This is a genomic window from Streptomyces sp. NPDC096339 (assembly GCF_044762985.1).
Taxonomy (GTDB): Bacteria; Actinomycetota; Actinomycetes; order Streptomycetales; family Streptomycetaceae; genus Streptomyces.
In genome coordinates this window covers 208,318-234,838 of the sequence record NZ_JBIWFI010000008.1, presented here as the reverse complement: position 1 = coordinate 234,838, position 26,521 = coordinate 208,318, and the positions used below count along the sequence as shown (strand labels likewise).

Sequence of the window (26,521 nt, the reverse complement as noted above, 5' to 3'; positions counted from 1 at the left end):
CCCCGCCGCATCGAAGACGCGGACGTCGCCGAGCTGTCCCTCGAGATCACTGAACACCTGCGTGGGGAGATCCGCCGCCATGGCCAGCACTGACATCAAGGCGAAGACGGACGACCTCGCCGGACTCGACGCCCTCGACACCGTCCAGACCCACCGCACGCCGGTCCGTGAGGTCCTCGTCAAGAAGGTCCTGCCGCCGTTCCTCGCCGTCGGCCTGGTCCTGCTCGTGTGGCAGGTCCTGGTCTCGTTGAAGATCGCCGAGGAGACCAAACTCCCGCCCCTGTCCGCCGTGTGGGACAGCCTGTCCGACATGTGGGTCAAGGGAACGCTGATCGACGTCATCTGGACCAGTGTGTCCCGGGGTCTGCTCGGCTTCCTCCTCGCGCTGGCCATCGGCACCCCGCTCGGCCTGCTCGTGGCCCGGGTCAAGCTCGTGCGCGCCGCGATCGGCCCGATCCTCCAGGGCCTGCAGTCGCTGCCCTCGGTGGCCTGGGTCCCGCCCGCCGTGCTCTGGTTCGGCCTCAACGACGCCATGATGTTCACGGTGATCCTGCTCGGCGCCGTCCCCTCCATCGCCAACGGCCTCGTCGCCGGCATCGACCAGATCCCGCCGCTCTACCTGCGCGCCGGCCGCACCCTGGGCGCCACCGGCCTGCGCGGCGCCCGGCACGTCATCATGCCCGGCGCGCTCCCCGGCTACGTCGCCGGCCTCAAGCAGGGCTGGGCCTTCTCCTGGCGCTCCCTGATGGCCGCCGAGATCATCGCCTCCTCCCCCGACCTCGGCCTCGGCCTCGGCCAGCTCCTGGAGAACGGCCGCAACAACATCGACCTCCCCGGCGTGTTCCTCGCGATCATCCTGATCCTCATCGTCGGCATCGCCATCGACCTGCTCATCTTCAGCCCGGCCGAACGCTGGGTCCTGCGCAGCCGCGGCCTCCTGGTCAAGAGCTGAACTCCCCTTCCACACCGGCCCGTCCGGCGCCGGCACCGGCTCCGCGGAGGCATCGCCTCCTGCGGAGCCGGTGCCGTTTTTGCCGTCTCGCAACCGCGGATCCGCCCGTCCCGGGCCGGTGTTCGCATCGTGGCCACGAGGTGGTCCACGTTGTGGTCACCGTGGTGGCGGATCTTGCCATGGCGCCTGCGAAATCGCAGGTCAGAGCCGTGTGAACGGATCGTCAGGTGGCGCAATACCGCTGCAACACCATGGGTGGCGCCGGCCCGGTACGTTCCTTTTCATGCCCGCCGAACCCGCCCCCGCCGCCCTCCCGGTAGCCGCCGCGCGCCGCCGCCGGCTGCGCGCGGACCAGGCCCGGCAGCTCGCCGACCTGCTGCGCCATCAGATCCTGGCGGGCGGCTTCCCGGGCGGTGTCCTGCCCCTGGAGGACGCCATCGCCGCCGACTACCGGGCCAGCCGCAACACCGTCCGCCAGGCCCTGGACCTGCTGCGCGGTGAGCAGCTCATCGACCGGCAGCCCGGGGTCGGCACGGTGGTGGTCTGCGAGAAGTACCGGCACGGCCTGGAGCGCCTCCAGGGCCTCGCCGAGACCCTGCACGAGCACGGCCGGGTCACGAACGAGGTCCGCACCGTGGGACCGGTGACCGCACCGGGCCCGGTGGCGCACCGGCTGGGGCTGCCCGAGCACACCGACGTGCTCTGCATCGAGCGGCTGCGCCGCCTGAACGGGCTGCCGCTCTCCCTCGACCTGTCCTACCTGCCCATGGACCTGGGCGGTGAACTCCTCGGCTGCGACCTCGAGAACACGGACGTGTTCCGGCTGTTGGAGTCACTGACCGGCGGCCCGCTGGGCCACGCCGAGATCACCCTCGAGGCCGTCAACGCCGACGCGCACTCCGCCGCCGTGCTCCAGGCTCCGCGCGGCGCCGCCGTCCTGATGCTGGAACGGCTGACCTGTCTGCCCGACGGGCGGCCGGTGGACCTGGAGTTCATCCGGTTCCGCGGCGACCGCATCACCATGAACGGCGTGCTGCGCCGCTCGCTCTGAGCACATCGCTCCTCCCCCTCCCTCCCTCCTCCTGTTCCCGCCCTTCCGGGCCCTTGGAGACAGCCATGCCCCTTGTTCCCCAGCGCACCGACGTGCCCGTGACCATCGACGAGTCCAAGTGCATCGACGGCTGCACGCTCTGCGTCGACATGTGTCCCCTCGATTCGCTCGCGATCCGCGAGGACAACGGCAAGGCGTACATGCACGTGGACGAGTGCTGGTACTGCGGCCCGTGCGCGGCCCGCTGTCCCACCGGCGCGGTGACCGTCAACATGCCCTACCTGCTCCGGTGAAAGGCCCCCTCCCCATGCGTCGCAGAATCCTCGCCCCTGCCGTACCGATCGCCCTGCTCCTGCCCCTCGCCACCGCCTGCGGTGGCGGCGACGGCAAGGCGGGCGGCACGTCGAAGACGGTCACGGTGACCGTCGGCTACCAGTCCAAGACCATCAACACCGTCACCGCCGGCACCCTGCTGCGCTCCCTCGGCTACTTCGAGGAGGAACTCGCGGCGCGCGGCAAGCAGGAGGGGGTGACGTACAAGGTCGACTGGCAGGACTACCCGACCGGCGCGCCCATCACCGCCCAGATGACCGCCGGGAAGATCGACATCGGTTCGATGGGCGATTTCCCGCTGCTGATCAACGCCGCCCGGGGCAGGGAACTGAAGCAGCCGACCGAACTGGTCTCGGTCACGGGCTACAACCTGCGCGGCGGCCTCAACACGGTGGTGACCGCACCCGATTCGAAGCTGGAGTCGCTGGCCGACCTGAGCGGCAAGAAGGTGTCCACGAGCGTGGGATCGGCCGCCGACGGGACGCTGATTCGGGCCCTGCAGCGCGCCGGGATCGACCCGGACAAGGGCATCCAGAAGCTCAACCAGCAGCCCAGCGTGGGGGCTTCGGCCCTCCAGGCGGGCAGCGCGGACGCGCTGTCCCAGTTCGTGGCCTGGCCCGGCCAACTGGCCTTCGAGGGCCGGGCGAAGGCCCTGTACGACGGGGCCGAGCTGAACCTGCCGACCTTCCACGGGGTCACCGTGCGCCAGAAGTTCGCCGGTGAGAAGCCGGGCGTGCTCGACGACTTCCTGAAGGCGCAGCGCCGGGCGACCGACTACCTGCGGACCAACCCGGTCGCGGCTGCCGAGTCGGTGGCGAAGGAGACGGGCCTGCCGCCCGAGGTGGTCTACCTCTACAACGGCGCGAACGGCATCGCCACCTTCGACCCGGAGCTCCGCCCGGAGCTGATCGCCGCGCTGAAGGAGGACGTGCCGGTGCTGAAGGCGGCCGGGCTGGTGACCGACGTGGACGTGGACGCCTTCGTCGACCCGGCGCCGCTGAAGCGGGCCGTCACGGCCCCGGCCTACCCGCAGGCGGCCGTCACCAAGCCCGAGCTGTGGCTGAAGGGCCAGGGCTCCACGGTCACCTTCGACAGCCCCAAGGAGCTGCTGAAGGCCACCAAGGGCGCCGAGGTACGGGCCGCGTACGTGCCGGACGCCCTGACCGGCACCCTGTGGTACGCCGACAAGGCGGTGTGGGTGGCCGACGGCGCCGAGCTGCGCGCCTTCGTCACCCCGGCCAACGCGAAGCGCTACGTCGACGCTCACGCCGGGGCGCGGATCATCGGCTACGCGGACGCCGTGGGTCTCGCGTCATGAGTGCGGGCCGATGGCTGGTCCGCGCCGCCTCGCTGGGCGCGGCCCTCGGGCTGTGGCAGCTGCTGACCTCCCTCGACGTCAACCTGTGGCTGCGGTTCGAGCAGTTCCCGACGGTCGGCGAGGTGGCCTCCGCCTTCGCCGACCGCCTCGGCACCGGACCGTACTGGCAGGACCTGGGACACAGCCTGCGCCGCATCGTGCTCGGCTTCCTGCTCGCCGCGGTACTGGGGGTCGCGGTCGGCACGGCCGTCGCCCGGTCCCGGTGGGCTGCCGACCTGCTGGGACCGTTGGTGGAGGTGGCGCGGCCGGTGCCGGCCATCGCCCTGGTCCCGGTCGCCATCCTGCTCCTGCCGACCAACGAGCAGGGCATCGTGTTCATCACCTTCACCGCCGCCTTCTTCCCGGTGGTGGTGTCGACCCGGCACGCGGTCCGCGCCCTCACCCCGGTCTGGGAGGAGGCCGTGCTGACCATGGGGGGCGGCCGGCTGCGGGTGCTGTTCTCGGTGGTGCTGCCCGGCGCCCTGCCGGGCATCTTCGGCGGTCTCTCGGTGGGCATCGGCGTCGCGTGGATCTGTGTGATCTCCGCGGAGATGATCTCCGGCGAGTACGGGGTGGGGTACCGCACCTGGCAGGACTACACGGTCATCGACTACCCGGGGGTCTTCGTCGGCATGGCCACCATCGGCGCCCTGGGCTGGCTCACCTCGACCGCGGTGGAGGTGCTGGGCCGCCGCGCCACCGCGTGGCTGCCCCGCCCGGCCTCTCGGGGTGCCGGCGGTGCATGGCGTCCGGCGTTCGGCGCGACCGGCCGCACCCCCCTGAGCACGGGCGCCGAACCCGCCGGCGCGCGCACCGCGGCCGTCACTCCCGTCCCCCGGAAGGAACCGGTCTCATGAGCACCGCCATCCTGCCCACCGCGCCCGCCGCGCAGACCGGGGCGGCACTCGCGCTGGAGGACGTACGGCTCGGCCACGCTGACGGCGTCGCCCTGCCGGGCGAGGTCACGCTGAGGATCGCGCCGGGGGAGCTGCTGGCCGTGGTCGGGCCCTCCGGCTGCGGGAAGTCCACCCTGCTGCGCACCCTCGCGGGCCTGCTGCCCCCGCTGGACGGGCAGGTCACCCAGGACGGCGAGCCGATCGCCGGGCCCGCCGCCGACCGGGCGCTGGTCTTCCAGCACGACGCGCTGCTGCCGTGGCGCACCGTACGCGCGAACGTGGAACTGCCCCTGGCGATCCGCCGGGTCCCCCGGGCCGAGCGGCGGCGGTCCGCGGCCGAGTGGCTGGAGCGGGTCGGTCTGGCCGGGCACGCGGGCAAACTGCCGCACCAGCTGTCCGGCGGGCAGCGCCAGCGCGTCCAACTGGCCCGCGCGCTGGCGGGCCGGCCCCGCGCCGTCCTGATGGACGAACCCTTCGGCGCGCTCGACGCGCACACCCGCGCCGGGATGCAGGACCTGCTGGTGGACATCCTGCGCGGCACGGGCGCGACCGTCGTCTTCGTCACCCACGACGTGGACGAGGCCCTGCACCTCGGCGACCGGATCGCCCTGCCGGCCTCCGGTCGGGTGCTGGACGTGCCGCATCCGCGCGAACGCGCCGCGCAGCACTCCCCCGACACGGCCGAACTGCGCCGCCGCATCCTCGAAACCCTCTGAAAGGCACCTCCCGTGGAGACCCTGGTGGACACTCCCCTGACCGTTCCGGCACTCGCCGACGCGACCGAACTCTCCTGTGACGTCCTCGTCATCGGCGGCGGGACCGCCGGCACCATGGCCGCGCTGACCGCGGCCGGACGCGGTGCGCGGGTGCTGCTGCTGGAGAAGGCGCACGTACGGCACTCCGGCGCGCTCGCCATGGGCATGGACGGGGTCAACAACGCGGTCGTCCCGGGCCGGGCCGAACCCGACGACTACGTCGCCGAGATCACCCGCGCCAACGACGGCGTCGTCGACCAGTCCACCGTCCGGCAGACGGCGACCCGGGGCTTCGCGATGGTGCAGCGCCTGGAGTCGTACGGGGTGAAGTTCGAGAAGGACGAGCACGGCGAGTACGCGGTCCGCCAGGTGCACCGGTCCGGTTCGTACGTGCTGCCGATGCCGGAGGGCAAGGACGTCAAGAAGGTCCTCTACCGGCAGCTGAGGCGGCGCGAGATGCGGGAGCGGATCCGCATCGAGAACCGGGTCATGCCGGTGCGGGTGCTCACCCACCCGGAGGACGGACGGGCCATCGGCGCCGCCGGGTTCAACACCCGCACCGGGGAGTTCGTCGTCGTCCGGGCGGGCGCGGTGATCCTGGCCACCGGGCCCTGCGGCCGGCTCGGGCTGCCGGCCTCCGGCTACCTGTACGGGACGTACGAGAACCCGACGAACGCGGGCGACGGCTACTCCATGGCCTATCACGCGGGGGCCGCGCTCACCGGGATCGAGTGCTTCCAGATCAACCCGTTGATCAAGGACTACAACGGGCCGGCCTGCGCGTACGTCGCCAACCCCTTCGGCGGCTACCAGGTGAACCGGCACGGCGAGCGGTTCGTGGAGTCGGACTACTGGTCGGGGCAGATGATGGCCGAGTTCGCCGCCGAACTCGCCTCCGACCGGGCCCCGGTGTACCTCAAGCTCAGCCACCTGCCCGAAGAGACCGTCAGCGCCGTCGAGTCGATCCTGCACACCACGGAACGGCCCACCCGGGGCACGTTCCACGAGGGCCGGGGCCACGACTACCGCACCCATGACATCGAGATGCACATCTCGGAGATCGGACTGTGCGGCGGCCACTCCGCCTCGGGCGTACGGGTCGACGCGCACGCCCGGACGACGGTGCCCCGGCTCTACGCGGCCGGCGACCTGGCCTGCGTCCCGCACAACTACATGATCGGGGCGTTCGTCTACGGCGATCTGGCGGGCGAGGACGCCGCGCGGTACCGGGTGTACGAGGGCGAGCTGCCCGGCGATCAGCTCGCCGCGGCCCACGAGCTCGTCTACCGGCCGCTGAGCCACCCGGACGGGCCGCCCCAGCCTCAAGTGGAGTACAAACTGCGGCGGTTCGTCAACGACTACGTGGCGCCGCCCAAGTCGGGGGCGAAGCTGTCCCTCGCCGTGGAGGCGTTCACCCGGATGTCGCGGGAGATCGCCGGGATGGGGGCCCGCACCGCGCACGAGCTGATGCGGTGCGTCGAGGTCTCCTTCATCCGCGACTGCGCGGAGATGGCCGCCCGGGCCTCGCTGGCCCGTACCGAGTCCCGCTGGGGCCTCTACCACGAGCGCCTCGACCATCCGGAACGCGACGACACGGGCTGGCTGCACCACCTCGACCTGCGCAAGTCACCCACGGGGGCGATGGAGTTCACGGCGCGGCCCGTGGAGCCGTACGTGGTCCCGGTGCCGGAGTTCACGCCGACTCCGGGACCGGAGCGGCTGCTGGGCGAGGTCACGCTGGTGCCGGTGGCCACGGCCGGGCCGAGGGACGCCGCCCCTGCGGCGCGGCCCGCCGGGGACGGCCCCGCCGCACTCCCGGAGGAGTCCGCGGAGGGCTCCGCGCCGAGCCCCGCCCTGCTGCGCCTGCTCTCCCTCGCCGAGGAGTCGCCCGACCTGGACGCGCTCCGCCCCTACTTGGAGGACCCCGATCCCGGGGTGCGGGTCGCGGCCGTGGCCGCCCTCGGCGAGACCGTGCCGGCCGGGGCCGGGCCCGCGCTGGCCGAACGCCTGTGGGACGGCGCGCCCCGGGTCCGCGCCGCCGCGGCCGCCGCGCTGCGCGAGCTCGTCGAGGTGCTGCCTGCCGGGCCGGAGCTGGGGGCCGGGCTGCGTGCGGCGCTGGAGGTCGCGGACCCGACCGTCCGGGCGGCCTCGCTCGACGTGCTGCGGGCGCTGCGGCTGGGCGAGGCAGAGGTGTACGCCCTCGCGCTCTCCGACGCCGACATCGAGGTCCGCACCACGGCCGTGCGCGCCCTGGTGTCGGTCGACGCGGTGGCGGAACTGGCGGTGGCCGCCGCGGACCCGGCCCGCGAGGTCCGGGTAGCGGTGGCACGCGGACTCGCGGCCGTGCACGCCCCGGTCCCGGCTCCGCTCGACCCGCTCCTGGACGACCCCGACCCGCTGGTCCGGGGCGCGGCACTGCGCGCACTGGCGGAGACCGGATGCCCGCCCCCGTACGCCCTGCGGGCCGCCGAGGCGCTCCACGACCCCGCGTGGCAGGTCCGGGCGGGTGCGGCGGGCGCCCTCCGGGCGGCGCTCCCCACGGAGGCGGTACCCGCCCTCTCCAAGGCCCTGGCCGATCCGAACGCGGACGTCCGCAAGGCCGCGGTGCTCTCGCTCCTCGCCCACCGCGCCGTTCCCGAAGCCCGTACGGCCCTGGCCACGGCCACCGCCGATCCCGACGCCGACGTACGTGCCTACGCGTCCCGCGCGGCCTCCTGACCAGGGCCCCGCCGCGGCGGCACGCGCCCGGACTGCGCCTGCCGCCGCACGGAACTAGGCTGATCAGGTGAGAGGGAGGTGAGGCCCCATGTCCGCACCTCGGGCAGCCCGGGCCCCCCGGGCAGCCGCGGCCCGCCGCACGGCCGCCACCACTGTCTGCTTGTTGGTCTTCGCCGGTACGGCCGCGGGCACCGGGGCCGCCCGGGCCGATGACAACGGCATCGCCGACCAGAGCGCCCAGGCCATCGCGGACGCCGCGCGCAAGGCGATGTCCGGGGTCACGTCCATGCGGATGGCGGCCAAGGTGACCGAGAAGTCGGGCACGACCTCGCTGGACCTCCGGTTCGACGAGGGCGGCAACTGCGTCGGCACGGTCACGCCGCCCGGCAACGTGGGCTCGGCCGCGATCATCAAACGCGGCAAGGACGTGTGGCTGAAGCTCGACGACGCCCTCCTGCGGTCCCAGGTGCCGGCCGCCGCCGCCGATGACGCGATCGCGCTCATCAACGGGCGCTATCTGCACGGCACCACGGGCAGTCTCCTGTTGCGCGACTTCGCCGACTTCTGTGATCTGGACTTCTTCAAGAGCGAGCTCTCGTCGAAGCCGGTGAACGAACAGCTGACCAAGGGGCCGCGGACCGAGGTCGACGGGCAGCCCGCCATCACGGTCACGAGCAAGCAGAACGGCCGGACGGGCACCTACCAGGTCTCCACCGAGGACGAGCCGTACCTCCTGCGGGTCAAGGGCACCGAAGCCTCCGGCGAGCGGATCGAGGCCACCTTCTCCGATTTCGACGAGACCGTCCCGGCCAAGGCTCCGGCCCCGTCCGACTCGGTCGACCTGTCGCAGCTCCAGTAGCCCGCGTGCACGATCAGCGGCGCCCCCGGACCGCGATCACCGCCAAGGGGAACGAGATACGGGCCGGGTCGAGCAGCTCCGCGATCCCGGCCTCGACCTCCTCCTCGCTGAGCAAACCGCGTTCGACCAGCGCGGGGGTGAGGGTGGTCAGGGAGAGCCGCGAGACCTCCGCGACCGGGGCGCCCGGGTGGGAGGCCGGCAGTGACGCCTCCGCCATCACCTCCCGATAGCCGCACCGCGTGAGGACCGAGGCGGCGCGCGTGCCCCAGTTGCGCTCCATTCCGTACGAAGCGGCGAGCATCGACCACGCCGTCTCGATGCCGCGGCGCAGCGGGGATGTCTCGGGCATCCCGGCGCACGGGAAGTTGACGAGCTCTTCGATGTGCAGCGTGCCGCCGGGAACGAGCCAGCGGCGCATGCGCTCGACCACCTGCTCGCGCTGGGGCAGGTGCATGAGGACGAACCTGGCGTGGATCAGGTCGAAGGAGTGCTCGGGGAACTCGTCGACCGTGACGTCGTGGCGCACCACGTCGAGGTTGTCCGGACGGTCTCGGGGCATGAGGGTGAGATCGAGATCCGTCGCCGTGACGCGGCCGCGGGAACACCGGGCCGCGAGCCACACGGCGGTCGTCCCGGTCCCGGCACCGACTTCGAGGCAGCGCCCGTCCTGCGGAACCCGCAGCGCGGCCAGCCGCTGTTCGGTGTCCGGGTCGAACGCGGTGGTGATGGCCCGCAGACGGGCCAACTCCAGCGGGTTCACATGCCCGAGCTCGTCGTCGTACCGGCCCGCCGACTGGGAGTCGGCCGTGGACATGACGCCTCCTCACGATGTGCGGTCCCCTGGCCACGGACGGTACGCGCGCCGCCGCGCCGGGCTCGCGCTCGACCCGTCCAGGAGCGCGGGGTCCACCCGCACGGCTCAGCCGTCAGTCCCGGGACCTGTCGGCATCGCCGGTCGCTCCCCGCCGTGGAGCGCCATCCCACGACCCGCAACCCGGGTCGGATCGACCGGTGTTGTACGCCGCCGGGTGCTGAATGCAAGGGGCACTGATCGGCCGCTCGCGGGCTTCTGATAGTTCTTCAAGACATGAACATGATCACCCGTCGGCACGCCCTGGCCATCGCTGCCGGCACGGTCACCGCTGCCGGCCTGACCACCGCCTGTTCCTCCAAGGACTCCAAAACGGCCTCGGGCGCCTCAGGCGCCCCGGGCGCGTCCGGCAAGCCCCTGGCCATACCCACCGGCACCATCGACGAGACCTTCGAAGGCCGTCGCATCCAGATCAGCTTCGACGGCGGCGGCCACCACTCCCCCGGCCTGCCCACCATCAAGATCGACGGCAAAGAGCTGCACCTGATGCGCAACGCCGACAACAGCTGGCTCACCGTCGTCAACCACTACGAGACGTTCCCCGACCCCATCTCGGCCGCGCGAGCAGCCGTCCGCGAACTCCAAGGTGCCGGACTCGTCGCCTTCACCCCCAAGAAGGCAGGCATCCCCAAGTGACCGTCCGCAAGAGCACGGCCGCCCTGACCGCCGCCGAGAAGCGCGCCTTCACCAACGCGGTGCTGGAGCTGAAGCGCAACGGCATCTACGACCAGTTCGTCGACGCCCACAACTGGTTCCTCACGGAGGACTCCGACTTCGGCAACCGGATCGCCCACCGCGGCCCCTCCTTCCTGCCCTGGCACCGCGCCTTCCTGCTGGCCTTCGAGGGGCAGCTGCAGAAGGTGGACCCGAAGGTCTCCCTCCCGTACTGGGACTGGACCGTGGACCGCTCCCCCACCTCCCCCCTGTGGGCCGCGGACTTCATGGGCGGCACCACCCGGGACAGGGACGGGCAGGTCCTCGACGGCCCCTTCGCCGCCTCGGGGGGCAAGTGGCCCATCACCGTGGGAGTGGACTCGCGCCAGTACCTGCGGCGCAACCTCGGCGGAAGCAAGGTCGAGCTGCCGACCAAGGCCGAGGTCAATTCCGTGCTCTCCATGCCGCAGTACGACGTGGCGCCCTTCAACAGCTCCTCGGAAGGCTTCCGCAACCACCTCGAGGGCTGGCGCGGGAGCAGCATCCACAACCGGGTCCACGTGTGGGTGGGCGGCCACATGACCAGCGCGGCCTCCCCCAACGACCCGGTGTTCTGGCTGCACCACGCCTTCGTCGACATGCTGTGGGCGGAGTGGCAGAACCGGAACCCGAAGTCCTCCTACGTACCGGCCACACCGACGGAGAACGTGGTCGACCTTCACGGCGTCATGAGCCCGTGGACCGATGTGACACCGGCCGACATGCTGGACCACCGCAAGTTCTACACATTCGACAGCGAGGGCAAGCGTTGAAGTGCTCTCCCGGCTGAAGCCGGCAGATTCCTGCTTACCTTGCGGCAGCGGGCTTGACGCGCTTGGCGCGCCTGACGACTGCCCTCCCGGCAGCCGGGATGAACGCGAGGCCCATCCGGTACAGGTGCAAGACGTTCCGGGCTGCGTTGTGGTCGGCATTGCCCGACCAGCCGCAGTCCGGGTTCTTGCACACGAACACGGCCTGGGACTCCCGGCTGCCGGGCGTGGTGAAGCCGCACGCTGAGCAGCGTCTGGAGGTGCCGGGTGCGGGGACTTCGTGCAGGGTGCCGCCGTGGCGGGCGGTCTTGTACGTCAGCATGGTGACCGTCCGGCCCCATGCCTCCCCGCTGATCGAGCGGTTCAGCCCGGATTTCCGGGCGACGTTCTTCCCCGGCTCTTCGGCGGTTCCCCTGGCGGACTTGACCATGTTCGTGATGGTGAGTGCTTCGACCACGACCGTGCCGTATGCGCGTGCGATGGCGGTGGTCGTCTGATGCTGCCAGTCCAGGGCCCTGCGCTTGGCTTTCGCGCGGAGTCCTGCGATCTGGTCGTAGGTGTGACGCAGCCGACTGCTGGTTGGCTCGCCGGGCTTGCGGTGCTGCTTACGCCGCGCGGCGCGCCGCTCCAGGTGCAGGAGCTTCGTCTGCTCCCTTTCGGTCAGCCACTGGTCATGCTCGTACGTCTGACCGTCCGAGAGGGCGATGGGCACGGTGACGCCCACGTCGATGCCGACCTCCGGCCCTGGGTGGGGCCCCGGCTTGACCTCCAAGGTCTGGACACGGAAAGCGATGTGCCAACCGAGCGCGTCCTTGACCAGCCGGGCCCCTGTGATCCGGTTCTGGGCGCCCGCGTGCTTGCCCACGGGCAGGTCTTTGGTCCACCGGAACCGGACCCGGCCCACCTTGGGAATGGTGACCTGCCCCCAGCGTCGGTGCACGCGGGTGATGTTCAGATCCCGGCCCTGCGGGATGTCCACGGACATCACCGTACGGAACCGGCCCTTGAAGTTCGGGGCGTCCGCCCGGCCGTCCCAGCAGTTCTTCCACGCCTGGAAGTACGTCCTCAGCACCGCTTGCGCGGCCTGCGCGGGAAGGACGGCGAGGAAGTCGATGTCCACGCGGGCCTGGCGGATCGCGGTGTCCGCGTTCGCGAGGGTTCGTTTCTCCTTCGGCATCATCTGCCACCAGGCGTGCAGCAGGTTCCACAGGGTGCGGGCCGCATGAGCCTGACTGTCAGTCCTCAACACCTGGACAGGCGACAGCGCAAGCCGGGCACGATGCCCGAACTGCCGCTTGACCAGCGTGTCTTGACTCACAATCGAGACCGTAGCAGCGGCCCGTGTCGCCGCGCTGGACGGCGGAAGGCGTTCACCCACGCCATGCTGACCCGCACCGAAGAGATCACGCGGGAGGTCTGCGCCGACTTCGAGGCCGAGCTGAAACAGTTCAACGGCGAAGAGGACCATGTGCACCTGCTCGTGCACTACCCGCCGAAGGTCCAGCTCTCCAAGCTGGTCAACTCCCTCAAGGGCGTCAGCTCCCGCAGGCTGCGAAAGGAATACGACAGCCACGTCCGCCGGGTACCTGTGGGGCGGACACTCCTGGTCCGGCGCCGGCTCCTGCGGCGGCGCACCCCTGACCCTCGTCAAGCAGTACATCGAGAACCAGCAGCGTCCCGTCTGACCGTCACCCCGGAGGCGCAGAGCAATCCGGCGCTTCGCGCCTCCAGCCCACGGATGGCCTTCACCCCGCCCTGAAACGCGGAGCACTGGCCAAGATCAGAGGCAGGAACGGCTTCACCGGACGGGGCGCCCGCACGCGCCCGGTCCGGTGAACCGTTCCCTCTGCCGGCGGGTGATCAGACCGCCGGGGGCACGACCGGCTGCGACTGGGTGCCGCAGTGGATGCCACCGCCGCCGCGCGCGATCTCGTCGATGTTCAGCTGGACCACGTTCCGGCCGGGGTAGGCGGTCCTCAGGATGTCGTAGGCCACGCCGTCGGCGTAGGCGTCGCCGAACTGCGGTGCGATGACGGCGCCGTTGACGGTGTAGTAGTTGGTGTAGCTGGAGAGGAACTCCTCCTCGTTTCGCACGCGGATGTTGTTGCGGTCCGGGCCGGGGAGTTCGGTGATGGCCAGCGGGCGCCCCTGGGCGTCGGTGGCGCTCTGCAGGGCCCGCTTGGTCTCCTCGTAGACCGCGACCCACTTGGGGTCGGTACGGGGGCCGGGCTTGTCCAGGATGACCTGGCCGGGCGCGGTGAAGCGGGCGAGGCAGTCGATGTGGCAGTCGGTGATGTCCTGGCCGGCGATGCCCGGTACCCAGATCACCTTGTCGATGCCGAGCGAGGACTTCAGGTCCTGCTCGACCTGGTCCTGGCTCTTGCCGGGGTTGCGGTTGGGGTTGACGAGCGAGCTGACCGTGGCGAGCAGGGTTCCCTGGCCGTCGGTCTCCAGCGAGCCGCCCTCGCCCACGAACGGCGCCCGGATCCGGTTGACTCCGTAGTCGTACAGCAGCGTCGCGGCCGCCGCGGCGTCGTTGGCGAAGGGCTGGGCCCACTTCGTACCGGCCTTCCCCCAGCCGTTGAAGTTCGTGTCCACGCCCGCGACCGCGCCGGGCGCGACGACGAAGGTGGGGCCGAAGTCCCGGATCCACAGGTCGTCGTTGGGTATCTCGACGACCGTGATGCCGTAGTAGGCGCCGGCCCCGCATTCGTACCGGGCGTCGGCGGCCTGCCCGGGGCGGGCCAGCACCACGACCGGCTCGTACCGCGAGATCGCGTCCGCGACGGTCGCGATGTGCCTGCGCACCCCCGCGAGCCGGGTCGACCAGACCGAGGAGAGCGCCGGCCAGGCCATGAAGGTGCGGACGTGTCGGTCGGTCTCCGCGGGGATCCGCAGCGTCGCGGATCCGGCCGTGGCGGCCCGGGCGACCGCGGGAAGGGCGGAACCGAGGGCCGCGAGCGGCAGGGCGGCCGCGCCGAACTGGAGCAGCCTGCGTCGGGAGGTGCCTGGCGTGTCCATGGGAACTCCTGATGACATATACGAACTGAAAATTCAGTCAATCGAAAAGGGATGGCGGGCAGAGGCGCGAGGTACGGTGCGGCGCGTCTGCCCGCCCGGAAATGCCTGGTGCGTGCGGGCCCGGTTACGGGACCGGCTGCTGCTGGGTGACGCAGTGGATGCCGCCGCCGCCGGCGCCCAGGTAGTCGGTGTTGAGCTGGACGACGGTCCGGCCCGGGAAGAGTTGGACGAGTGCGGCCTTGGCCGCGGCGTCCGCGGAGGCGTCGCCGAACTGGGAGGAGATCACCGCCCCGTTGCAGACGTAGTAGTTGGCGTAGGCCGCGACGAAGTTCGGGTCGGCCGAGCGGATCTTGTAGTAGTCCGGTCCCTGGAGCTTGGTGACCGCCATGGGCGTGCCGGTCGCCGTCTTGGACGTGGACAGGATCTGGTACTGCTGGCGCGCGTCCTTCGCGTAGGCGTCGGTGTCCGTCGCCAGCGGCATCTGGACCACCGCGCGACCCGGCGCGAGGAACCGGGACGTGGCGTCGACGTGGTCGTCGGTGATGTCCTGGCCGACCACCCCGTCGAACCAGATGACCTTGGACGCGCCGTACGCGGAGCGCATCGCGGCCTCGATCTGCGCCTGCGACATCCCGGGGTTCCGGTTGCGGTTGATGATGCTGCTGCGCGTCGCCATGAGGGTGCCGGCGCCGTCCTGCTCGATGGCCCCGCCCTCGGCCACCAGGTCGGCGTAGGTGATCGGCACGCCCGTGTAGGCGGCGATCTTCTCGGCGACCAGCTCGTCCCTGGAGTGCGTCTGCCGGTTGCCCCAGCCGTTGAAGTTCAGGGCGACCGCGTCCAGGCCTCCGGCGCCGTTCGTCCGGAAGACGGGCCCGGTGTCGCGCATCCAGCAGTCGTCGACCGCGATGGACGTGATCACCGTGACCGTCGGCCCGCACATCGAACGCGCCTTGTCCGCGCTCGCGGGGTTGGCGCACATGACGACCGGCTCGTACTTCGCGATCGTCTTCGCGATCAGCGCGATGTTCCCCTGGACGCCCGAGAGCTTGCCCCGCCAGATCGCGGTGCTGTCCGGCCACGCCATCCAGGTCCGGGTGTGGCGCACGTCCTCGGCCGGGACCGCGAAGGTCCCCGCCGACGCGGCCAGGCCGATGCGGGACGCCGCCCGCGCCGCCCCTTCGGACGTCGCCAGTGCGGCGCCGGCCGCGGCCAGGGCCGCCGCCGTCAGGAACCCGCGCCGACCGAGGGCTCCGCCGGCCGGCGGCCTCCCTGCTACGTGATCGTTCATCTACGCCTCCTGTGTCAACTGCCCACGGGATCCCCGTGGTTGGCCGGAAAGCTATTCCTGACCGAGCGCTCGGTCAATATTCCTGGCGGTATTTCTCGCGACCGGCCGGCCCGCCCCCGAGGGCGATCTCGCGGGGTGCGGGGAAACGCCCAGGTGGCGCTCCGTCACTCGTTAGAGTTGCGCCATGGCAGCCCCTCCCAAGGAACCGCGGACTCCCGTGTCCCTCCCCGTCCGAGCGGGACGGACCCGCGTCTCGGCCAAGGGGGAGCAGACGCGCGCACGGCTGATCGCGGCCGCGCGGACGCTCCTGGGCGGCGAGATGAGCGAACGTTTCACGACACGCAACGTGGCCGCCCTGTGCGGGGTGTCGCACGGCATGTGCCACTACCACTTCGAGGACCGTACGGACCTGGTCCTCGCGGTGATCGAGGACATCCGGCCGGAGTGGATCTCCCCCATGGAGGAGACGGTGGACGCCCCGGGCACCTTCGCCGAGCGCGCGGAACGGGTCGTCCTGATGCTGACCCGGGGCGAGAGCCCGGACCTGTCCCACCTCCATTCCGCGCTGCACTGGCACGCGTTGAACGACGAACGCGTACGGGTCAGCCTGGAAGCGGAGTACCGGAGGTGGCGGGCCTGCTTCGTCCGCCTCTTCCAGGTGCTGGCGCAGGAACGCGACGGCGTCGACCCGCGCCCCCTGGGCGAGGCGGTGGCCGCCGCCGTGGACGGACTGGCCGCCATCCAGTCGCTCGACGCCGAGGTCGACGCCGAGTCCGTCTTCCGTACGCTGGTCTTCACGCTCGCCGCAGGAGCCTGAGGCGGCCACGGCCCACCGCCAGGGGGTGTCCGGCGGATCATGGCCGGGTCCGCGCCTCTCCGGCCCCGATCCGCCGGATACCCCCTAGGGCAGGGCCCGGCGGGCCGCCGCGATCCGGCCCGGGTCCCAGCCGGGCCGCGGAACCGACTCCAGGAGCAGCCGGGTGTAGGGGTGCTCGGGCGCCGCGAGCACCTCGGCGGTGCGTCCCGACTCGACGATCGCGCCGTGCCGCATGACGATCACGTCGTCCGTGACGCAGCGGACCACGCCCAGGTCGTGCGTGATGAACAGGTAGCCGATCGCGGTCTGTTCACGGATGTCGGCCAGCAGGTTGAGGATCTGCGCCTGCACCGACACGTCGAGGGCCGCTACGGCCTCGTCGAGGACGAGTACGGACGGTTCCACGGCCAGCGCCCGGGCGATGGCGACGCGCTGGCGCTGGCCGCCCGACAACCGGCGGGGCAGGGCGTCGGCGGCGCGGGTGCCCAGTCCGACCTGGTCCAGCAGTTCACGGATGCGCGCCGCGTGGTCCCGGCCGGGGAAGTGCAGGCGCAGGGTTTCGCGCAGCACCGCCTCGACGCTGGTGCGCGGATCGAGGGAGAGGTACGGGTCCTGGAAGACCATCTGCACCTCGCGGGCGCGGGCCAGGCGCTGGGCCCGGCCGCGGCTGCGTCCGGTGCGGTCGCGGCCGTGCACCAGCACCTCGCCGGCGTCGGCCCGCTCCAGACCGACGACGATCCGGGCCGTGGTGGTCTTGCCTGATCCGGACTCGCCCACGATGCCGAGGGAGCCGCCCGCCGGGAGGGTGAACGACACGTCGTCCACGGCTCGTACGTCTCCGTAGGCGCGGTGCAGACCCGAGACTTCCAGCACGTTGTCAGGCATCGACGGCGCTCCCTTCGAGCCGGTCGCTGTGATGGCACGCCGCCTGGTGTCCGGGGGTTCCGGGTGCGGGCAGCGGCTGGGGGGCCTGCGTGTCGCACACCTCGGTGGCGAGGGGGCACCGGGCGGCGAAGGGACAGCCGTGCAGTTCCCGGCGCAGGTCCGGGGGCTGGCCGTCGATGGCGGTGAGCCTGCCGCGCGGGGCCTCCAGGCGGGGCGTGGAGGCGAGCAGGGCCGCCGTGTAGGGGTGGCGGGGCCGCGCGAAGAGGACTTCCGCGGGGCCGCTCTCGACGATGCGTCCGGCGTACATGACGCAGACGCGGTCGCTGATGGCCGCGGCGAGGTCCAGGTCGTGGGTGACGAAGAGCAAGCCGGTGCCGAAGCGTTCGCGCAGTGTGGCCAGGAGGGCGATGACCTCGGCCTGGGTGGTGACGTCGAGCGCGGTGGTGGGCTCGTCGGCGAGCAGGAGCGCGGGATCGCCCATCAGGGCGGCCGCGATCATGACGCGTTGCAGCATGCCGCCGGACACCTGGCTCGGGTACTTCCTCAGGGCCGAGCGGTCCAGGCCGACCGCCTCGATGAGTTCGGCGGCGCGGGCGTCCGCGTCCGCCTGACTCATGGCCTTGGTCAGGCGCACGCTCTCGGTGAGGAAGTCCCCGATGCGGCGCAGCGGGTTGATGGCGGCGCGGGGGTCCTGGAAGATCATGGCCACCGTGCCGGTGCGCAGGTCCCGCAGTTGGCCGTCGTCCATGGTGAGCACGGACTGGCCGCCCACGCGGACGGAGCCCTCGACCGTGGCGCCCGGCGGCAGCAGGCGCAGGGCGCTGCGGGAGGTGAGGCTCTTCCCGGAGCCGGATTCGCCGACGAGGGCGACGGTCTCCCCGGCGGCGACGGTGAGGTCGACGCCGTCGAGGACGGGGCGGGCGGTGCCGGGCAGGCTGAGCCGGAGCCCCTGGATGTCGAGGGCGTACCGCGGTTCCGTCGGGTCGATCGGTTCGATCGGTTCGATCGGTTCGATCGGGTGCGTCGGGTTGATTGGGGTCATCGGTCTCTCCTGGCGACGCGGTCGGCCCAGCGTTCTCCGACCACGTTGAAGGCGACCACCGTCAGCACGATGACGGCACAGGGCAGGATCGCCGAGAGCGGGTAGCCGAGCTGGATCGCGGTCTGGCCGTCGAAGACCATGCGGCCCCAGTCGGGGGTGAGGGCGGGCACGCCGAGTCCGAGGAAGGACAGTGCCGCGAGGTCCATGAGGGCGTATCCGAAGTTGATCGTGGACTGGGCGAGCACGACGGGGGCGATGTTGGGCAGGACGTGGCGCAGGCAGATCTGCAGCGAGGAGTGCCCCTGCACCTGGTAGGCGCTGACGTAGGGGCGCTCGCGTTCGGCCAGGACCAGGGAGCGGGTGAGGCGGCTGACGTAGGGGAGGTAGGCGACGGCGAGCGCGATGACCGGTGCGGTCAGCCCTTCGCCGTAGACCGAGATGATCAGGATGGCCAGCAGCATGCCGGGGAAGGCGAAGACCAGTTCCGTGCTGCGGGAGAGCAGGGAGTCGATCCAGCCGCCCTTCCAGGCCGCGGCCATGCCGACGGCGACGCCGGCGACGGTGGAGAAGGCGACCACGCCGAGCGGTCCCAGCAGGGACGTACGGGCTCCCAGCAGCAGGCGGGAGAAGGTGTCGCGGCCGGCGGCGTCCACCCCGAGCGGGTGCTCGGCGGAGGGGGCGGCGAGCGCGTTGCCCAGGTCGATGACGTTGGGGTCGTACGGCACGAGCCAGGAGGCGAGCACCGCCGCCACCACGACGAGGGCGACGAACACCAGGCAGACCAGGTACAGCGGTGAACCGGTCACCCGGATCCGGGAGAGGCCGGGCCGGCGGGTCAGGACGGCGGTCATGCGGAGGACCTCCTCGATCCGAGGGTGATCCGCGGGTCGACCAGCGGCAGTATCAGGTCGACGATGAGGTTCACGATCATGAACAGGGCGACGATGATCAGGGAGATGGCCTGGACGGTCGGGAAGTCCTTGGTGGTGGTGGACAGTTCGAGGAGCTGGCCGATGCCGCCGATGCTGAAGGCGGTCTCCACGAGGATCGTGCAGACCAGCAGGGTGGAGACGATGAGGCCGCCGGTGGTGAGCACGGTGCCCAACGCGTTGCGGAACACGTGGCGGCGGATGACCTGGTGTTCGGGGACGCCGCGGCTGCGCGCCACGGTGACGTGTTCGCTGTCGAGGGCTTCGAGCATCGCGGAGCGGGTGACCCGGGCGAGCATGCCGATCAGGTACAGCGCGAGCGCGAGGGCCGGGAGGGTCAGGTGCCAGAGCATGTCGCCGAACCCGTCGCCCGCGCCGCTGCTGGGGAACCAGCCGAGCTTGACGGCGAACAGGCCCTGGAGCAGCACGGCCGCGACGAACGAGGGGGTGCCCACGGCGAAGGTGGTGGTCACGAGGATGGCGGAGTCGGTCGCGCCGCCCTTCACCGAGCCGATCCAGCCGAGCAGCAGGCCGGCCACCACCACGACCACCAGGGCCATCGCGACCAGCATCAGCGTGCTGGGCAGGCGGTCGGACAGGAGCCGGGAGACGTCGGTGCGGTAGGTGATGGACCGCCCGAAGTCTCCCTGTACGACGTCACCGAGCCAGCGGCCGTACCGTACGAGGAACGGGTCGTTCAGGTGGTACTGGGCGTTGATCGCCTCCAGGGCCTCCGGGGAGGCCGAGCGGCCCGCGAGCAGGAAGCTCGCCGGGCTGCCCGGGGCCAGGTACATGGCGCCGAAGACGACGAACGAGGCGGCGAGCAGGGTGGCGGCCATCTCCCCCAGCCGTCGCGCCGCGAATCTCAGGAAGTTCACTGGGCGGCACCCACGTCGGCGGCCCACGGGTAGTACATGTACGAGATCGTCGTCGGGGCGCCGGTGATCCTCTTGTTCAGGAAGAGGGCGGTGGGCCACTCGGCGACCGGGATCCACAGGAGCTGCTCGGCGGCCTGCTTCTGGAGCTTGGCCTCGATCTCCAGGCGCTTTTCCGGCTCGTAGGTGCCGACGGCCTGGTCGACGAGCGCGTCGTACTGCTTGTCGCTGTAGCCGGCGAAGTTCATGTAGGCGCCGGTCTTGAAGTTCGTCAGCAGGTCGAGCGGGTCGGTGATCGAGTCGTAGTAGGTGAGCGGGAACATGTCTATGCCCTCGCGCGCCGCGGGGTCGGTGAACAGCGCGGTGAACGCGTTCGGTGCGATCGTCTTGAGCTGGATGTCCAAGCCGATCTGGGTACCGGCCGCCTGGACCGCGGTGGCGAGGAGGGAGACGTCCTGGCCGATGGAGCTGGTGGCCACGGTCAGCGTCTTGCCGGTGGCTCCGGCTTCCTTGATCAGCGCCTTGGCCTGCTCGATGTTGCGGTCGGGGCGCGGCAGGCCGTCGAGCGCGGTCTTCAGGGTGCTCTCGGGGGCCGCGGCCCAGGCGGCACGGGTGGTGAGGGAGTGGGTGACGGTCCCGGCGCCGCCGAGGCCGGCCTTGACGAACCCGGCCCGGTCCAGGGCGAGGGACAGGGCCTGGCGTACGCGGACGTCGCCGAGCGGGCCCTGCATGTTGGTGATGTTGACGTTGACCGTGCTCAGGCCCTCGCCGAAGTACAGCTTGCCCACGCCGCTGTCGCGAAGCCGGGCGTAGCTCTCGGTGGGGATCAGGTATCCGCCGTCGGCCTCGCCGCTGAGCATGGCGTTGGTGCGGGCGGAGGGGTCGGTCAGGACCCGGAAGACGGCCTTCTTGGACTTGGCCTTGGTGCCCCAGTAGTTGTCGAAGCGCTCCAGCTCGATCGACTGGCCCTTGTTCCAGGTGCCGAGCTTGAAGGGGCCGGTGCAGGCGAGGCTGCCGGTGGTGCCGTAGTCCTTGCCCGCCGCCTCGATCCCGGCCTTGGACGCGACCACGCCGGCGGCGGTGGCCATGTACTGGGGGAACTGGGAGTCGGGCTTCTTCAGCTTGACGGTGACCTGGAGCGGTCCGGTCTTGGTCACGGAGTCGACGTTCTGGAAGTTCTGGGCCCAGGCCGCCGCGTTGTCCGGGTCCATCTGCCGGCCCAGGCTGTAGACCACGTCGTCCGCGCTCATCACACCGCCGTCGTGGAAGCGCACGTTCGGCCGGAGGTCGTAGACCCAGGTGGTGGGGTCGGGGTTGGTCGCCTTCTGGGCCAGCCCCGGTTCCAAGGTCAGTCCCGGCGTCCACCGCATGAGGCTCTCGCAGACGTTCGAGAGGATCGTGTTCTGCGGGTAGTCGAAGGCCACCGTGTAGTCGAGCGTGGGCGGCTCGGCGTAGACCGCCCAGGTGAAGGAGTCGATCTCGCCCTTCGCCGTCGGCGTGGACTTCGACAGGGTGACCTCGGTGACGGGGGCCCCTCCGCTCTTGGGCGGGCCGGAGCAGGCCGCGACCAGGGCGAAGGACGCCAGGACCGCGGTCGCGGCGGCGAGCCGGGCGAACGGGCGGTCGGTGCGTCTGGCGGTGCGGGGCGGGGGTGTGGTCATCGTCGCGCTCTCTTTCCGTACGTGATGCGGGTGGCTGACGGGCCGCGGGGCCGGCCCGTCAGGAGCGGTCGGTCCGCGGTGGTCAGCCGTCGGCGCGCACCGAGGGCACCTGCTGCGTGATGCAGTGGACCCCGCCGCCGCCGAAGGCGATCGCGAGTGCCCGCACCCCGACGACCTTGCGGCCCGGGTACGCCGACGCGATCACGGCCATGGCCTCCTCGTCCTGGGGCAGACCCGCCACCGGGACGACGACGCCGTCGTTGGCCACGTAGTAGTTCAGGTAGGACACCTCGATCTCGCCGCCGGCGAGGTCGGCGAAGGCCGACTGGGTGACCTCGACGATTTCCAGGCTGCGGCCGTGGGCGTCGGTGCTCGCCTCCAGGACGGCGCGGTTGGCGCGCATCCGGGCGTAGTCGGGGTGCGCGGGGTCGTCGGGCAGGGAGATGACGACCTTGCCGGGGGCCGCGAAGGCGCAGACGCCGTCGACGTGGCCGTTGGTCTCGGTGTCGAGGAGACCGCCGTAGGGAAGCCAGATGACCTTGACGACGCCGAGGCGGGACTTCAGCTCGGCTTCGATCTCGTCCCGGTTCATGCCGGGGTTGCGGTTGGGGTGGAGCAGGCACTGCTCCGTGGTGATCAGCGTGCCCTCGCCGTCGACCGTGATCGCGCCGCCCTCGAGGATCATGTCGGAGTGGATGCGCTCGACTCCGAGGTGCTCCAGCAGCAGTCCGCTGATCCGGTCGTCGGAGTCCCACGGCTGGTGCTTCTCGCCCCAGGAGTTGAAGCGGAAGTCCACTCCCGCGCGCCGGCCGTCCCCGTCGAGCACGAACAACGGGGCGGAGTCGCGGAACCAGGAGTCGTCCAGCGGCATCTCGACGACGGTGACGTCGGGGCCGCAAGCGGTACGGGCGTCGTCGCCGTAGCCGGGCGGGGCGACCATCGTCACCGGCTCGAACTCGGAGATGGCGCGGGCGACGTTCGCGTACTCCTCCTTGACGTCGTCCAGCACGCTGCCCCAGAGGTCCGTGCGGGTGGGCCATGCCATCAGGCACCCGTCGTGGGCGGACCACTCGGCGGGCATACGGAAGGCAGTCATCTCGTGTCTCTCTTCTTTCTCGCCAGAAGTACCGGCCGGCGGCAGTCGGTGTGGCGCTGGGCCAATTCGAGCCAGAGGCTGGTACGCGGTGGTTGGAATCTTCCTCTCGACTGAAAATTCAGTCAAGAGCCTGGACGGCACATCCAACAGGATTCTGAAATTCCTGTCAGATCTACGCACAGGACGTGAGTCGTTCGGTCACAGGAAGTACAGGTGGCTGCGATGCTGACACTGACTGAAAAATCAGTCAATACGCGAGGTGTACGGAAGGCAACGCGTTCTGATCACGATGCGTACGGGCATACAGGCGTACGGGCGCACCGGGGGATGGCCCCGGCGCCGCCGAGGGGGTGCCTTCGAGGGCGGGGGCTACTTCTGGCGCAGCCGCGCCAGCTCGACGTCGATGGCGCCTTCCATCAGCGCCCGCGCGTGCGTGATCTGGAGCCCGCCGCTGAGCCAGCGCATGCTGAGGCCCTCCAGGAGGGCGGTGAGCCGCTCGCCGGCCGCGGCGAGCGCGGCCGCCGGGGCCATCGGCTCCACCTGACCCAGCAGGGCCGCCACTTCCTGCACCCACACCAGGGTCGCCCGGGCCAGGTCCTCGCGCAGCACCTCGTCGAAGACGGCGCTCGCCCGAAGCTCGCCCCAGGCGGTGCTGTTCTCCCGGACCTCCGCGGTGTCCTGGAGCTCCAGGAGGAGGGTCTCGGCGAGTTCCTCACGGGGGCCGAGCGGTTCCGCGTCCTCGCCGCGTTCCGTGGTGTAGCGCTCCGCCCGGTCGTTGATGAACTCGAGCGTCGAACGCAGGAGCCCGGTGCGGTCCTTGAAGTGGTAGTAGAGCAGCGAGGTGGACACGCCGGCCTCGGCGGCGACTTCCTCCACGCGCAGGCCACGGACGCCGCTCCGGGCAATCACCCGGGCGGCCGCTTCGAGAATGGATGTGCGTCGGGCCATGCGCCGAACCTTACCCGGCCGTACCCGGCCTCGGGGAACGGGTCTCATGGTCCGTCACTCCGCCCTCACCTCTCCTCACCTGTCCTTACTCGTCCGCACGCGTCCTCACGCCTCCTCACCCCGTCTTCCGGTGGTGGCTCACCTCCACCGTGACGGGTCCGCCGCCCGGTGCGGCCGAGACCAGGCGCACGACGGCGATCTCCTTCTGGTCGGCGCTGCGGATGCAGAAGGGCCGTCCGCCGCTCAGGGCGCTGAAGGCGATGGTGGTCACGGGCTGCGTCTCGACCCCCCGTACGCAGTCGGCGGGGCTCAGCTCGTTCCCGGTCGCGATGAAGGCGTCGCTGTCCTCGGAGGTGACGAACTCGGTCTGGGTGCGGGCCAGGTACCAGGCGGCCGTCTCGGCCGGGACCACCTTCCCCGTCTTGAGGTCGAACTCGTAGCCGGCCTCCGGAGAGGTCAGTTCGGCGTTGGCGTAGCCGGCCTTGAAGCCGGCCGACGACGGGGCCGAGGGGGAAGGGGACGGGCTGACCGGCGGGGAGGCGGGCGGCGAGGTGTGACCGGCGGAAGCCGCGGGGACCTCTGCCTCCGGCTCCTCCGGAACGTCCAGGAACCAGGCCGTGGCGGCGCCGCCCAGTACGAGTACCGAGACCGCGGCCAGAGCCGTGACCGGCAGTCGGCGCCCGCGCCGCCGGGCCCGGCGGGAGGCGGGCGGATCCGGCCGGACGGCGGTCGCGGGGTGCGCGACGGGGGCCGCGGGGGCGGCGAGCGTCAGCCGGTCATGCGTGGGAGTGGGGGCCGGGACGGGGACGGGTACGGGTACGGCGTCGGGCTGCTGGACGCGCCCCGATATCTCGCTGCTGACCTGGTGCGGGAGCCAGCCGTCGGCGAACTCCAGGCGGTGGCCCACGGTGGGGTGGGCCTGCACGGCCGAGATCAGCTCGTCCGGCGTCGGGCGGCCCTCGGGCCGCTTGGCGAGACACCACGTCAGGAGGGAGCGCAGGTCGTGCGGCACCCTGGTGAGGTCGGGCTGCTCGTGGACCACCTTGTACAGGGCGGCCGACTCCGCTCCGGCTCCGAACGGGGGCACTCCCCCGGCCACGAACGCCGCCAGCGACCCGAGGGCGAAGACGTCGCTCGCCGGGGTGACCTGCAGGCCCATCGCCTGCTCCGGTGCCATGAACGCGGCGGTGCCGATCCGCAGTCCGACGCCGGTCAGCGCGGTGGCGTCGGCCGCCCGCGCGATCCCGAAGTCGATCACGCGGGGACCGTCCTCGGCGATCAGGACGTTGGCGGGCTTGAGGTCCCGGTGGACCACCCCGGCCCGGTGGATCGCCTGGAGCGCCTCGGCGATCCCCGCCACGAGCAGCAGCACCGTGCGGACCGGCAGTGGACCGTGGCGCTGCACCACCTCGTGCAGGGTCGGGCCGGGCACATAGGCGGTGGCCAGCCACGGTGTGGGGGCGTCCACCCCCGAATCGACCACCTGGGCGGTGAACAGCCCGTGGATGCGCTCGGCGCTCGCCACCTCCTGGGCGAAGCGCCGGCGGAACTCGGGGTCTCCGGCGAAGTCCGCTCGCACCGCCTTCAGGGCGATCGGGCGGCCCCCCGGGGTGTAGGCCAGGTAGACCACCCCCATGCCGCCGGAGCCCAGCCGGGCGTGGAGGCGGTAGCCGCCGATCTCGTGGGGGTCGTCGGCGGACAGGGCCTTGTGGGCGTGTTGCACACCGGGAATCTGAGCGGACATGCGGTGGCTCTTTCGGCGATATGTACGAAGCGCAGGACGCGGCCCGCCCCGGTGCCTCCACGGCCACGACCGGCACCGGGCAGGGCAGAGCCGACTGCCCCCGCATCGTGCCGCTAACTAAAGATTCAGTCAATGTGAGACGATGGCGGCCGAGAACGTGAGGAGGGGATCAGGCAGTGACGGACCGCAGAACGGCAATCTTGGAAGCGGCCGCCCGGCTCATAGCCCGGCGGGGGGTCCGCGGGCTGCGGGTGGAGGAACTCGCGGCCGAAGCCGGGGTGTCCACGGCGCTCGTCTACTACCACTTCAAGGACCGGGCCGGCATCCTGCGCCGCACCCTGGAGTTCATCAACGACCGCGCGGAACGCTACACGGGAAGCCTCGACGACACGGACCCGTTCCCGGAGGACCCCCGCGAGACCCTGGAGCAGTCCCTCCTGCTCGAGTTCCAGGAGGCGGCCGCGGTGCGCGAGAACAGCACGGCCTGGGGCGAACTGCGCGCCAGCGCGATCTTCGAGCCCGAGCTGCGGGAGGACCTGGCCAAGGCCGGACTGAGCTGGGTCCAGGAGGTCGCCTACCTCCTCGCGTGCGCGCAGCCGCTGACGCCCGCCCCCGCGCTCACGGCCTCCGCGGAACGGCTGACGGCACTGCTGGAAGGACTCAGCATGCGCTGGCTCAGCGGCGTGCTGCAGGTGTCGCACGCCCGCGAGCTGATGCTCGACGCCGTCGAAGTGGAACTGGGACATCTGCGCCGACTCGGCGGGAACTGACCTCACCGCCCACCCCGCCCCTCCCGCATCCCCACCTCACACGCCCGTGAAATTGACTGAAACTTCAGTCAGTGCGAGAGTGGCGACACTGCGGCCCAGCCGCCCTGGCGGACCCACCCCACGTACGGTGAAGTCGACGCGCTGTGCTCCAAGCAGGCCCCGATCGTCGCCCCTGCGCCACGCGTCCCCG

The 26,521-nt window shown here is 71.4% G+C and carries 24 protein-coding genes and 2 pseudogenes; 14 read left to right on the top strand and 12 right to left on the bottom strand.

Features of this window, described 5'->3' with window-relative positions; all coding sequences use genetic code 11:
* From ACIQ5Y_RS14560 to ACIQ5Y_RS14520, 9 genes and pseudogenes are all read left to right on the top strand, one after another.
* Positions 1–93, top strand: a pseudogene (locus ACIQ5Y_RS14560) (ABC transporter ATP-binding protein); the annotation flags it as partial.
* The gene (locus tag ACIQ5Y_RS14555) at positions 80–952 is read left to right on the top strand and encodes an ABC transporter permease (RefSeq protein WP_403879624.1); all 873 of its coding nucleotides are present in this window, start codon (positions 80–82) and stop codon (positions 950–952) included. The pseudogene ACIQ5Y_RS14560 and the gene ACIQ5Y_RS14555, both read left to right, overlap by 14 nt.
* A gap of 283 nt (positions 953–1,235) precedes the next feature.
* A complete protein-coding gene (locus ACIQ5Y_RS14550) occupies positions 1,236–2,003 on the top strand; it encodes a GntR family transcriptional regulator (RefSeq protein ID WP_403879622.1) in 768 nt (255 codons plus the stop codon).
* Between the two features lie 65 nt (positions 2,004–2,068).
* The gene (locus ACIQ5Y_RS14545; protein WP_384582820.1) at positions 2,069–2,296 is read left to right on the top strand and encodes a ferredoxin family protein; all 228 of its coding nucleotides are present in this window, start codon (positions 2,069–2,071) and stop codon (positions 2,294–2,296) included.
* 14 nt (positions 2,297–2,310) lie between these two features.
* Positions 2,311–3,654: an ABC transporter substrate-binding protein gene (locus ACIQ5Y_RS14540; RefSeq protein ID WP_403879620.1), complete on the top strand. Its 1,344-nt coding sequence runs from the start codon at positions 2,311–2,313 to the stop codon at positions 3,652–3,654.
* Positions 3,651–4,550 carry an ABC transporter permease gene (locus tag ACIQ5Y_RS14535; RefSeq protein WP_403879618.1) on the top strand — a complete coding sequence of 300 codons (900 nt, stop codon included), beginning with the start codon at positions 3,651–3,653 and terminating at the stop codon, positions 4,548–4,550. The genes ACIQ5Y_RS14540 and ACIQ5Y_RS14535 overlap by 4 nt, the downstream gene beginning before the upstream one ends.
* Positions 4,547–5,305: an ABC transporter ATP-binding protein gene (locus ACIQ5Y_RS14530; RefSeq protein ID WP_403879616.1), complete on the top strand. Its 759-nt coding sequence runs from the start codon at positions 4,547–4,549 to the stop codon at positions 5,303–5,305. Before ACIQ5Y_RS14535 ends, ACIQ5Y_RS14530 begins: the two co-directional genes overlap by 4 nt.
* 24 nt (positions 5,306–5,329) lie before the next feature.
* Entirely contained in the window at positions 5,330–8,062 is a 2,733-nt protein-coding gene (locus ACIQ5Y_RS14525) for a fumarate reductase/succinate dehydrogenase flavoprotein subunit (protein ID WP_403879614.1), read from the top strand.
* 88 nt (positions 8,063–8,150) lie between these two features.
* Positions 8,151–8,921: a hypothetical protein gene (locus ACIQ5Y_RS14520; protein WP_403879612.1), complete on the top strand. Its 771-nt coding sequence runs from the start codon at positions 8,151–8,153 to the stop codon at positions 8,919–8,921.
* A 13-nt stretch (positions 8,922–8,934) separates the two neighbouring features.
* Here ACIQ5Y_RS14520 and ACIQ5Y_RS14515 read toward each other — a convergent pair whose 3' ends face one another.
* Complete coding sequence (locus tag ACIQ5Y_RS14515; RefSeq protein ID WP_403879610.1) at positions 8,935–9,735, bottom strand: class I SAM-dependent methyltransferase; 801 nt, start codon at positions 9,733–9,735, stop codon at positions 8,935–8,937.
* 273 nt (positions 9,736–10,008) lie between these two features.
* Between ACIQ5Y_RS14515 and ACIQ5Y_RS14510 the strand changes: the two genes are divergently transcribed.
* Positions 10,009–10,428, top strand: coding sequence for a tyrosinase family oxidase copper chaperone (locus ACIQ5Y_RS14510; protein WP_403879608.1), 420 nt, complete (start codon positions 10,009–10,011; stop codon positions 10,426–10,428).
* Positions 10,425–11,258 (top strand): tyrosinase family protein, encoded by an 834-nt coding sequence (locus tag ACIQ5Y_RS14505; protein ID WP_403879606.1) that lies wholly within the window; start codon positions 10,425–10,427, stop codon positions 11,256–11,258. The genes ACIQ5Y_RS14510 and ACIQ5Y_RS14505 overlap by 4 nt, the downstream gene beginning before the upstream one ends.
* A 34-nt stretch (positions 11,259–11,292) precedes the next feature.
* Here the strand turns inward: ACIQ5Y_RS14505 and ACIQ5Y_RS14500 are convergent, their stop codons facing one another.
* On the bottom strand, positions 11,293–12,573 hold the full coding sequence (locus ACIQ5Y_RS14500) for an RNA-guided endonuclease InsQ/TnpB family protein (protein ID WP_403879604.1): 1,281 nt from the start codon (positions 12,571–12,573) through the stop codon (positions 11,293–11,295).
* Between the two features lie 90 nt (positions 12,574–12,663).
* On the opposite strand from ACIQ5Y_RS14500, the pseudogene tnpA reads away from it, so the two are divergent.
* A pseudogene (gene tnpA / locus ACIQ5Y_RS14495) lies at positions 12,664–12,940 on the top strand (IS200/IS605 family transposase); the annotation flags it as partial.
* Between the two features lie 175 nt (positions 12,941–13,115).
* Here tnpA and ACIQ5Y_RS14490 read toward each other — a convergent pair.
* Positions 13,116–14,276 (bottom strand): agmatine/peptidylarginine deiminase, encoded by a 1,161-nt coding sequence (locus ACIQ5Y_RS14490; protein WP_403879602.1) that lies wholly within the window; start codon positions 14,274–14,276, stop codon positions 13,116–13,118.
* A 124-nt stretch (positions 14,277–14,400) separates the two neighbouring features.
* Entirely contained in the window at positions 14,401–15,564 is a 1,164-nt protein-coding gene (locus ACIQ5Y_RS14485; RefSeq protein ID WP_403879600.1) for an agmatine/peptidylarginine deiminase, read from the bottom strand.
* 184 nt (positions 15,565–15,748) lie between these two features.
* Here ACIQ5Y_RS14485 and ACIQ5Y_RS14480 point away from each other — a divergent pair, with 184 nt between their 5' ends.
* Positions 15,749–16,381, top strand: a complete 633-nt coding sequence (locus tag ACIQ5Y_RS14480) for a TetR/AcrR family transcriptional regulator (RefSeq protein WP_403879599.1) — start codon at positions 15,749–15,751, stop codon at positions 16,379–16,381.
* 84 nt (positions 16,382–16,465) lie between these two features.
* Here ACIQ5Y_RS14480 and ACIQ5Y_RS14475 read toward each other — a convergent pair whose 3' ends face one another.
* The 8 genes from ACIQ5Y_RS14475 to ACIQ5Y_RS14440 form a co-directional block, all read right to left on the bottom strand.
* The gene (locus tag ACIQ5Y_RS14475; protein WP_403879597.1) at positions 16,466–17,266 is read right to left on the bottom strand and encodes an ABC transporter ATP-binding protein; all 801 of its coding nucleotides are present in this window, start codon (positions 17,264–17,266) and stop codon (positions 16,466–16,468) included.
* Positions 17,259–18,308, bottom strand: coding sequence for an ABC transporter ATP-binding protein (locus ACIQ5Y_RS14470; RefSeq protein WP_403879595.1), 1,050 nt, complete (start codon positions 18,306–18,308; stop codon positions 17,259–17,261). The genes ACIQ5Y_RS14475 and ACIQ5Y_RS14470 overlap by 8 nt, the downstream gene beginning before the upstream one ends.
* The gene (locus ACIQ5Y_RS14465; RefSeq protein WP_403879593.1) at positions 18,305–19,159 is read right to left on the bottom strand and encodes an ABC transporter permease; all 855 of its coding nucleotides are present in this window, start codon (positions 19,157–19,159) and stop codon (positions 18,305–18,307) included. Before ACIQ5Y_RS14465 ends, ACIQ5Y_RS14470 begins: the two co-directional genes overlap by 4 nt.
* Positions 19,156–20,115: an ABC transporter permease gene (locus ACIQ5Y_RS14460; RefSeq protein WP_403879591.1), complete on the bottom strand. Its 960-nt coding sequence runs from the start codon at positions 20,113–20,115 to the stop codon at positions 19,156–19,158. The genes ACIQ5Y_RS14465 and ACIQ5Y_RS14460 overlap by 4 nt, the downstream gene beginning before the upstream one ends.
* Positions 20,112–21,773, bottom strand: a complete 1,662-nt coding sequence (locus ACIQ5Y_RS14455) for an ABC transporter substrate-binding protein (protein ID WP_403879589.1) — start codon at positions 21,771–21,773, stop codon at positions 20,112–20,114. Before ACIQ5Y_RS14455 ends, ACIQ5Y_RS14460 begins: the two co-directional genes overlap by 4 nt.
* 82 nt (positions 21,774–21,855) lie before the next feature.
* Positions 21,856–22,869 carry an agmatine/peptidylarginine deiminase gene (locus tag ACIQ5Y_RS14450; RefSeq protein WP_403879587.1) on the bottom strand — a complete coding sequence of 338 codons (1,014 nt, stop codon included), beginning with the start codon at positions 22,867–22,869 and terminating at the stop codon, positions 21,856–21,858.
* Between the two features lie 369 nt (positions 22,870–23,238).
* On the bottom strand, positions 23,239–23,817 hold the full coding sequence (locus ACIQ5Y_RS14445; protein ID WP_403879585.1) for a TetR/AcrR family transcriptional regulator: 579 nt from the start codon (positions 23,815–23,817) through the stop codon (positions 23,239–23,241).
* 115 nt (positions 23,818–23,932) lie between these two features.
* Positions 23,933–25,561, bottom strand: coding sequence for a serine/threonine-protein kinase (locus ACIQ5Y_RS14440; RefSeq protein WP_403879583.1), 1,629 nt, complete (start codon positions 25,559–25,561; stop codon positions 23,933–23,935).
* 176 nt (positions 25,562–25,737) lie between these two features.
* Here ACIQ5Y_RS14440 and ACIQ5Y_RS14435 point away from each other — a divergent pair, with 176 nt between their 5' ends.
* Positions 25,738–26,331 (top strand): TetR/AcrR family transcriptional regulator, encoded by a 594-nt coding sequence (locus ACIQ5Y_RS14435; protein WP_403879581.1) that lies wholly within the window; start codon positions 25,738–25,740, stop codon positions 26,329–26,331.
* Positions 26,332–26,521: the final 190 nt, after the last annotated feature.

What these genes read in the sequence shown, in the direction of transcription:
- ACIQ5Y_RS14485 (WP_403879600.1), bottom strand. Translation starts at nt 15,564, where the DNA reads ATGAACGATCACGTAGCAGGGAGGCCGCCGGCCGGCGGAGCCCTCGGT.
- ACIQ5Y_RS14455 (WP_403879589.1), bottom strand. Translation starts at nt 21,773, where the DNA reads ATGACCACACCCCCGCCCCGCACCGCCAGACGCACCGACCGCCCGTTC.
- ACIQ5Y_RS14515 (WP_403879610.1), bottom strand. Translation starts at nt 9,735, where the DNA reads ATGTCCACGGCCGACTCCCAGTCGGCGGGCCGGTACGACGACGAGCTC.
- ACIQ5Y_RS14445 (WP_403879585.1), bottom strand. Translation starts at nt 23,817, where the DNA reads ATGGCCCGACGCACATCCATTCTCGAAGCGGCCGCCCGGGTGATTGCC.
- ACIQ5Y_RS14450 (WP_403879587.1), bottom strand. Translation starts at nt 22,869, where the DNA reads ATGACTGCCTTCCGTATGCCCGCCGAGTGGTCCGCCCACGACGGGTGC.
- ACIQ5Y_RS14535 (WP_403879618.1), top strand. Translation starts at nt 3,651, where the DNA reads ATGAGTGCGGGCCGATGGCTGGTCCGCGCCGCCTCGCTGGGCGCGGCC.
- ACIQ5Y_RS14545 (WP_384582820.1), top strand. Translation starts at nt 2,069, where the DNA reads ATGCCCCTTGTTCCCCAGCGCACCGACGTGCCCGTGACCATCGACGAG.
- ACIQ5Y_RS14530 (WP_403879616.1), top strand. Translation starts at nt 4,547, where the DNA reads ATGAGCACCGCCATCCTGCCCACCGCGCCCGCCGCGCAGACCGGGGCG.
- ACIQ5Y_RS14490 (WP_403879602.1), bottom strand. Translation starts at nt 14,276, where the DNA reads ATGGACACGCCAGGCACCTCCCGACGCAGGCTGCTCCAGTTCGGCGCG.
- ACIQ5Y_RS14465 (WP_403879593.1), bottom strand. Translation starts at nt 19,159, where the DNA reads ATGACCGCCGTCCTGACCCGCCGGCCCGGCCTCTCCCGGATCCGGGTG.
- ACIQ5Y_RS14470 (WP_403879595.1), bottom strand. Translation starts at nt 18,308, where the DNA reads ATGACCCCAATCAACCCGACGCACCCGATCGAACCGATCGAACCGATC.
- ACIQ5Y_RS14510 (WP_403879608.1), top strand. Translation starts at nt 10,009, where the DNA reads ATGAACATGATCACCCGTCGGCACGCCCTGGCCATCGCTGCCGGCACG.
- ACIQ5Y_RS14555 (WP_403879624.1), top strand. Translation starts at nt 80, where the DNA reads ATGGCCAGCACTGACATCAAGGCGAAGACGGACGACCTCGCCGGACTC.
- ACIQ5Y_RS14480 (WP_403879599.1), top strand. Translation starts at nt 15,749, where the DNA reads ATGGCAGCCCCTCCCAAGGAACCGCGGACTCCCGTGTCCCTCCCCGTC.
- ACIQ5Y_RS14475 (WP_403879597.1), bottom strand. Translation starts at nt 17,266, where the DNA reads ATGCCTGACAACGTGCTGGAAGTCTCGGGTCTGCACCGCGCCTACGGA.
- ACIQ5Y_RS14550 (WP_403879622.1), top strand. Translation starts at nt 1,236, where the DNA reads ATGCCCGCCGAACCCGCCCCCGCCGCCCTCCCGGTAGCCGCCGCGCGC.
- ACIQ5Y_RS14520 (WP_403879612.1), top strand. Translation starts at nt 8,151, where the DNA reads ATGTCCGCACCTCGGGCAGCCCGGGCCCCCCGGGCAGCCGCGGCCCGC.
- ACIQ5Y_RS14540 (WP_403879620.1), top strand. Translation starts at nt 2,311, where the DNA reads ATGCGTCGCAGAATCCTCGCCCCTGCCGTACCGATCGCCCTGCTCCTG.
- ACIQ5Y_RS14440 (WP_403879583.1), bottom strand. Translation starts at nt 25,561, where the DNA reads ATGTCCGCTCAGATTCCCGGTGTGCAACACGCCCACAAGGCCCTGTCC.